The organism is uncultured Campylobacter sp. (genome assembly GCF_938017705.1).
Lineage (GTDB): Bacteria > Campylobacterota > Campylobacteria > Campylobacterales > Campylobacteraceae > Campylobacter_B.
In genome coordinates this window covers 26911-34090 of record NZ_CALIIS010000132.1, presented here as the reverse complement: position 1 = coordinate 34090, position 7180 = coordinate 26911, and the positions used below count along the sequence as shown (strand labels likewise).

At 51.2% G+C, this 7180-nt stretch carries 7 protein-coding genes; all 7 read right to left on the bottom strand.

The window, feature by feature from the left end:
* A partial coding sequence (locus tag Q0605_RS06795) for a hypothetical protein (protein ID WP_298705347.1) occupies positions 1–362 on the bottom strand: 362 nt, incomplete at its 3' end.
* A gap of 4 nt (positions 363–366) precedes the next feature.
* Positions 367–1749: a peptidoglycan DD-metalloendopeptidase family protein gene (locus tag Q0605_RS06790; RefSeq protein WP_298705345.1), complete on the bottom strand. Its 1383-nt coding sequence runs from the start codon at positions 1747–1749 to the stop codon at positions 367–369.
* Positions 1746–2561, bottom strand: coding sequence for a hypothetical protein (locus tag Q0605_RS06785; protein WP_298705343.1), 816 nt, complete (start codon positions 2559–2561; stop codon positions 1746–1748). Before Q0605_RS06785 ends, Q0605_RS06790 begins: the two co-directional genes overlap by 4 nt.
* Entirely contained in the window at positions 2548–3237 is a 690-nt protein-coding gene (locus Q0605_RS06780; protein WP_295152369.1) for an ATP-binding cassette domain-containing protein, read from the bottom strand. Before Q0605_RS06780 ends, Q0605_RS06785 begins: the two co-directional genes overlap by 14 nt.
* Positions 3225–5249 carry a tRNA (guanosine(46)-N7)-methyltransferase TrmB gene (gene trmB / locus Q0605_RS06775; protein ID WP_298705341.1) on the bottom strand — a complete coding sequence of 675 codons (2025 nt, stop codon included), beginning with the start codon at positions 5247–5249 and terminating at the stop codon, positions 3225–3227. Before trmB ends, Q0605_RS06780 begins: the two co-directional genes overlap by 13 nt.
* A gap of 3 nt (positions 5250–5252) precedes the next feature.
* Positions 5253–5918, bottom strand: coding sequence for a fibronectin type III domain-containing protein (locus tag Q0605_RS06770; protein ID WP_298705339.1), 666 nt, complete (start codon positions 5916–5918; stop codon positions 5253–5255).
* Entirely contained in the window at positions 5848–7167 is a 1320-nt protein-coding gene (locus Q0605_RS06765) for an RluA family pseudouridine synthase (protein ID WP_298705337.1), read from the bottom strand. Before Q0605_RS06765 ends, Q0605_RS06770 begins: the two co-directional genes overlap by 71 nt.
* Positions 7168–7180: the final 13 nt, after the last annotated feature.

Sequence of the window (7180 nt, the reverse complement as noted above, 5' to 3'; positions counted from 1 at the left end):
TTTTTATTTTTAAAATTTAATGCAGCGGTAGCGCCCGTGGAGGAATTCTCGCTATCTAAATTTGACGCGGCGACATCGCTTGTAGCGGTAAAATTTTGACTGCTTAAATTTTGATTGTTTAAATTGAATGTGGCTTTGGAATTTTCGTCATTCAAATTTAACGCTGAGGTTGAATTCTCGCCGCTAGAATTTTTTGTCGCCGCCACAGAGCTTTCATCGCTCAAATTTGAAGCGGCGAAATTCTGCTCTTTTAAAGAATTCTGCTCATCTAAATTTAAATCGCAGCCTGAATTCTGTCCGCTTAAATTTAAACTTTCGGCATCCTCGCAAGATCCGCTAAATTTAGAATTTTCCCCGCTCACGGCTTCACCTCAGACTTATGAGATCGAGCGGGTTGATGTGGTAGTTCTGCTGCGTCACCTCAAAGGTCAGATCCGAGCCGATGCGCCCGATGATGTAGCCCTTTTTGACGTTGGAGCCGACGCGCACGGTAGGCGGGATCTGATTTAGATGCGCGTAGATCGTGTGGATGCCGCCGCTGTGCTCTAGGATCACGACCTTATCGAGCACGGCGGTCTCTTTAGCAAAGACCACCTTGCCCGGCAGTACCGCTTTAACCTGTGTGTCGCCGCTGTTTGATCCCAGCACGATATTTTCATTGAAAAGCTTGATGTTATACACCGGATCGTTGTAATTGCCGAATTTTCGCTTCAAATACGCGCCGTTTAAAGGCGCTGCTGTTTTAGCTCCGCCGTATTTTTTGACGCGCGAGGACTGATAGCTAGAGCCGTACTGCTTGACTTTTTGGTTGATCTTGCTTACGCGCTCATCCGCGGGCTCGCTCACTTCTGGCTCGGGCTCGCTAGGAGGCGCAGGCTCGGGCTTGCCTGCCTTTTTGGCAGCCGCCTTTGCTTTGGCGTACTCTTTTTCGCGCGCCTGGCGCTCCTTTTGCTTCTGCGCTTCAAGCTTTGCTTGGCGCGCCGCTTCCTCCTTCTGCGCTTTGGCTTTTTCCTCGGCGTCGTCGATGATCTTAAGCTCCTGTAGGGTCTTAGATATGGCGTCTTGCTCGTCGTTTATTTTCTCCAGCCTCGCGATATAGTCCTCTTTGTCCTTTTTCATCTGCGCGAGCTTTTCTTTTTGGGTGGTTTGCTTGGCGTCGAGATCGGTTTTTTTCTTGTCATAGCCCGCCATGCTTGCCTGGATCGATTTGATCTTTTTATTCTGCTCGTTGATAAAATTTTGATTATTTTCGTAGTCTTTGATTAACCCCTTCAGTTCGTCGTTCATAACGACGCCGAGCCCTTCTAAAATTTCGCTAGCTACGATAGAATCGGGCGTGGTTGTGGAATTTACGTCGGTGATGAGATCAAACGATAGCTCTTGCGAGATCACGCTTATGATCTTGCTTTCCAGTTCGTTTTGCACGCTAAGAAGCGTGGCGTTTTGGCTATTGAGCTTTTCAAGCTCCTGTGCTTCGGCGGCGTATTGATCCTTTAGGCCTTCGATCGTTTCGCTTAGCTGTTTGATCTCGCCCTCGCGCTTTTTAAAGCCCTCCTGCTCCTTTACGATTTGGCCTGCAATCTCGTCGATCTTTTGCGAGAGCTGCATCCCCTCCTTTTGCGAGCTTTTGAGCTCTTGACCAGCTTTGGCGATCTTGTCTTTCGTACTCTGCTGCTTTGCGGGCGCGGTATAAGTAAGAGCCGCGGCAAGCCCTAGCGCAAGAAGCGGCGCTAAAAAAGCCCTTTTCATGCTCGTTTATTTCCGATTTGCAGCATCACAAAACTTACCGCGATGATAGATAGCGCCAAGGCAGCGCCCAAAAGGATCAGCGCGTCGTAAGGCAGCACTATTGCGGTGCGTAGATCGCCGATGTCCTTAAGCGTGGTCGAAAACACCTCCCAGCCTGGAAGCGCAATGTAGAAGCAGGTCACGATCAGCGTGGCGATGAAGGAGTCTATTATCGCCATTCGGTAGAGTTTGCCGCTTTTTATCAGAAACGACGCGCCGAAAAGCTCCATGATCTCGATGCGCTCTTTGTGTTCGTAAACCCAGATACGCATCTGGCGGTGAATTAACATCACGCCTAAAAGCACGATGAGAAACGCAAAGCCGTAAACGAGGCTTTTGATAAGCAGTAAAATTTTAAAAATTTCATCGTGGGCCTTTTTAAAAATTTCAACCCGCGTGAGCGAGCCTATGGATTTTAGATCCTGCTCGATCTTGGCAAGCTGCGCGGCGTCAGGGAAGCTTTCGAGCTTGATGCTATAAAATTTAGGCAAATTTTTACTAAGCTCGGCAAAGGCGTTTTGTGAAATTTTACCCTTCAGTCGCTCGGTGATGCCCGCTGTGGAAATTTCGCTAATCGAGCTGATTTTAGGCACCGCTTTTTGCGCGTCTTGCAAGCTGAGCGGAGTTTTGGAGACTAGCACGATGTTGTATTCGTTTTGGATCGAGCGCTCGTAGCTTTTGGTTAGGTTACTCATAAAAATTCCAAACTGCACTGAAAAAAGCAGCGCGACGAGCGAAAAGATCACGCCGAAATGGGTTTTAATCGATTTCATTTACTTTAGCGTCCTTAATCTCAAAATGTCGGTGCCTAAAACGCAGCGTAGCGGGCATTTTATGCGTCACGATGACGACGCAGGCGTTCCACGACTCGCACGCCGAGCGCAGCAAATTCCAAATAATGGCGCTGGAGTAGTCGTCCAAATTTCCCGTTGGCTCGTCGCACAGCAGCAGGCGCGGATTATGCGCCATCGCGCGCGCCAAAGCCACGCGCTGCTGCTCGCCGCCGCTAAGCTCGAGCGGATACTTACCCATCTTATGTCCGAGCTCGACGTGGCGCAGTAGCTTTTTGGCTTGGTCTTGGCAGACCTGCTGATTGTAGCCCATTATCATTAACGGAAGCATTATATTGCGCTCGATCGTCCATTCGTTGATCAGGCGGTAGTTTTGAAAGATAATGCCGATGCGCTGGCGCAGGGTGCGTAGATCGGAGTTTGTGATGCCCTTTAGATCGCACAGGCAGACGTTCAGCTCGCCGCCGATGATGTCGATACCGCCGTAGAAGGACTTAAGCAGCGTAGATTTTCCGCTGCCGCTCTTGCCCGTGATGATGACGAAATCCTTCGCGCCGATGCCGAAACTCGCGTCTTGGATGACCGCGCCCGCCTTTTCGTAGCCTAGCGTGAGGCCCGCTGCGGTGATGATGTTGTAATCGTCCGTTATCTCTGCCATTGTGAAAATATCTCCGAAATTTTTTGATGTGCCGCGTGGTTTTCGCGCGTAGGAAGCGGGCGGCGGATGAAGTAGCGCGTGCCGCTTGCGTTTGCGCGGATGAAACACTGCTGCGGAAAGTCGAATGCACCGAGCGAAAGCAGGATTAGCACATCTTGCGGCTCGGCAGCGCACGGCTTGCTTTGCCGTTCGTCTTGCGACTTAACGCGGCTTGGTTTGCCTTGCCATTGCTGCTCGGCACGATTTAATTTGCCTTGGCGTTCGGCTTGTAGCTCGTCATGGCTTAGCTCGCTTCGGTGACCGATTTGCGACTTGATAGGGTTTGACTTATTTTGTAATTCTGCTTGCGGCCCCTTGTTGCAAGGTGTGGCGCTTGTGTTTAGTGCCGCGTTTGCTTCGTCTGTGTGGGTTGCATTTGATGCGGCGCTTGCTTTTGCTGTACGGGTAGCCGCGAATGAGCCATCCAAATTCGGCACATTGCTTGCATCTATTGTGCCGATCGCTGCGGGTGTAGTGCTTGCGCCTGTCGCGTCGATAGCTGCAAGCGCACCCTCCGTGCCGCTAGCATTTGGCGCGCTGCTTGTCGCGATCTGCTCGCAGGCTAAAGCGCGTTTTTCGCCAGGGGCAGTGCGGCTAAATTTAGTGCTTATTGCGATGGGAACGTCGCCCGTTAAATTTACGTCGTTTGAGCCCGAGCAATTTTGATTTAAATTTGCACTCTCTTTTGCGCTGGTTTCATTTGTGCAATTTGTATTTGGCGCGGCGCTCGCTTTTTTTAGAATTTGTGTAGTGTTCGTGCAAGTTGAAATTTTATCGCCCGCTGTCGTAGCTGAAATTTTGCTGCAGTCTGACGAAATTTCACCCATGCTCGCGCGCTCGGTTAAATTTTTGCCGCGCGCCGCGTCTAAATTTATAGCTTCGCCGTTTATAGCTTCGCCCGCGCCGCTTAAATTTACGCCGCCCGCCGCGCAAGCTCCGCCCGCGCCTAAGCTTTTTTGCACGTCAAAGTAAAAAATTTCCTCAAAATGTACGAAAAAATCCTCGCCTTTGAAGGTGAAATTTTTAAAATTTCGCGCAATTGCCGCTGCGTCAAATTTTAAAAATTCCATCTCAAACCGTTGTGGCTCGTCCCGGCCCGCGGTTTTGTTCTCGTAGATCAGATCGTAGATATTTTTATCCATTTTACGCCATCTATCCTCGTATTTACTCGCTACGGCGGCGTCGCGGTTTTTGAAGTGCGAAATTTCGCCCGCTTTGCGCTGCACGTAGGGCGAGAGCTTTTGCATCGCGTAGAGGAAGTACTCCTCGCTGTCGGTGCGAAGCTCGAAGCGACCACTGCGCCCGAGCGTGCGCGCGATCTGCGAGGCGAACTCGTCGCTTATGACGCGGCGGTGCGGCGCGTCGTCCCACGGTACTGGGAAGTGCAAAAATACGCGCTGCAGGCAGCCCGCGGGAAGCAGGCTCAGCAAAACCCGCGCGTCAGTGGCAATCAGCGCAATGTTTTGCAGCCCCTCGCGGATCGCTAGCTTTGCGACCTGTTCGATCGCGGGCTTGTAAATTTCGATGCCGATTAGCAGCGCGTCTTGATTTGAGCGCGCTTGATGAAGCAGGTGTCTGCCCGAGCCGAAGCCGATCTCGATAAAAATTTTATTAAATTTAGAGCTTTTTACGAGGGATAAAATTTCATTCTCGTCCAAAATTAGCGGCGTTTTTTCGGTAAGCGAGCTGTCTTTGTAAGCAAACGCCTGCGAGATGATCGGCCCGCAGAAGCGCTCTTTAAAAATTTCGAGCGCTCGCTGCAGATGAGCGATCTTAGCGGGCTTGGTGATCTTTTCGCCCTTTACTATCACTTTTCCGCTGCCGGGTTTAACGATGATAAAAAACTCGCTATCAAAGCTTCTGGTTCGCACGAGCGTCAGGTTTCTACCGCGTGCCGATTCTAGAAATTCGGTCTCGCCGAGCTTAATCGGCAGCGGTGGCAGGCTCACGCTTTGGGTTATGAAATTCGGCAAACTTTATTCTGCCTGCGCTGCGGCAATGACTGCACTAGGCTTTGACAGCTCTCCGTTTTCGGTTTTGACGGTGATGCGGTATTCATATCCTTCGCCATAATCGATATTGTCGATATATTCAGCACTAAGTCTGCCGCGAACCTCTTTAATCGTGCTCCATGACTCGCCTCCTTTAGGGCGGCGCTCGATGAGATAGGAGCTTACGCGAAGATCCGGATGCGGGCGCCAGATGATCTTAACGCGGCCCGGAAGCCCGTAGATCGCCTGCGCAAACGGCACGGACTCTAGCATTTTCGCAGTGCTTGCGATAGTGACCGGAGAAGGAGCTGAAACGCCCTTGGCGCCGTATGTGCGCACGGTGTATTTATACGAAGTGCCCGGCTGCAGCCTCGTATCTACGTAGTGAGTGGAGTATGGATCTGCGATGGTGGCGATCTTTTTGGCTTCGCCGCCGCTTGCAGGCGCTCGGTAAACGACAAAGCCCAACACGGCGGTATTTGCGTCGTATCTAGGCCACTCAAGCCCGATCTCATCGTCGCTTGTAATCGTCCTAATGCCTTCTACGCGCGGCAGGCTCTCGTCGCTTGCGCTAGGCGCGCTAGACGTAGCGCAGCCAGCCGCTAGTATCGCTAAAGTAGCGCTCAACGTTAGTCGGTAAAATTTTTTCATAAATTTCATCCTTTACCTTTTGATTTGTCGTAAAATTTAGAAATTCGCTCGGCAAGCCCGCGCAAATTTTCACCTCTTTGCCGCTTCGCGGATGGATGAAATAGAGCAAATAGGCATGGAGCAAAATCCTGCTAATTTTAGCGTTTTCGCTCTTAAATCCGTATAAATGATCGCCCAAAATGTGCCGATTTATCGAGCTTAAATGCACGCGGATCTGATGCGTGCGGCCCGTGAAGAGCTTTGCCGCGACGAGATTAAAGCTCTTTAGGTTTATCGGCGGCAGAATTTGGTTTTGAGCGGGATTTTTAAAATTTAAAAATTTATTCTCGGCGAGACGGGCGGCTCTGGTTTGATCCGCACTCATTTTGGCGGTTAAAATTTTATCTGCGCTATCCGCGCGGCTGCTTGGAATTTTATCTGCGCTTTGGATCGGAATTTTATCCGCGCTCCGCATGCAATTATTTGAAATTTCGTCCGCGTTATCCGCGCGGTTATTTAAAATTTCATCCGTGCTCGCACTCTTGCCCGCAGCCGTACCGTCGCCCGCGCTCGTACTTAAAATTTCATCGCACTTCTGGGCGGAGTTTTGAAGCTCCGTTAATTCCGCTCCGCTTAGAATTTCATAAAACGCGCTCTTTGCGTTGCGTCCACCGGGCACGATCCCCATTTTTAAGCGGTTTGCTGGGTTGCGAGCGATCGGACGCTCGATTACGCAGGGCTGCTTCAGCGGCAGGTCGATGAGCGCGAGGTATATCCGCCCCATGCTCTTATCGCTTAGCTGCGCCGAAAGCGCGGCGTGCGCGGCGTTGTTTTTGGCGACGAGCAGGGCGCCGCTGGTGAGTTTATCCAGGCGATGCACGATGCCCGCGCGAAGCTCGCCGCCGAGTGTGGAAAGCAGATAGCCGCGAGATTTGAGCCAGTCCACGAGCGTGGGCTCTTTGACGCTTGCGGCGGGGTGGACGGTGAGGCCTGCGGGCTTATTTACCACGAGCAGATCCTCGTCCTCGTATAAAATTTCAACGTCGAAATCCAGCCGCTGCGCGCTTGTTTGCTGCGGCGCAGGCGCGGGGTAGTCGATGTGCACGAGCTCGCCCGCGGATAGCTTGTAGCCGGGCTTAGTTTGCACGACGCCGTCCACTCTGACCGCTTCGGATTTGATTAAATTTGATATTTGATTGCGCGAAATTCCAAGCTGCGAGCTTAAAAAAACGTCGAGCCTTTCGCTGCATTGTGCTATTAGATTATCCAAATTTATACCTTTT

Bases quoted from the DNA above. Each gene is read 5' to 3' on its own strand.
- Q0605_RS06790 (WP_298705345.1), bottom strand. From the start codon at position 1,749: ATGAAAAGGGCTTTTTTAGCGCCGCTTCTTGCGCTAGGGCTTGCCGCG.
- Q0605_RS06770 (WP_298705339.1), bottom strand. From the start codon at position 5,918: ATGAAAAAATTTTACCGACTAACGTTGAGCGCTACTTTAGCGATACTA.
- Q0605_RS06780 (WP_295152369.1), bottom strand. From the start codon at position 3,237: ATGGCAGAGATAACGGACGATTACAACATCATCACCGCAGCGGGCCTC.
- Q0605_RS06785 (WP_298705343.1), bottom strand. From the start codon at position 2,561: ATGAAATCGATTAAAACCCATTTCGGCGTGATCTTTTCGCTCGTCGCG.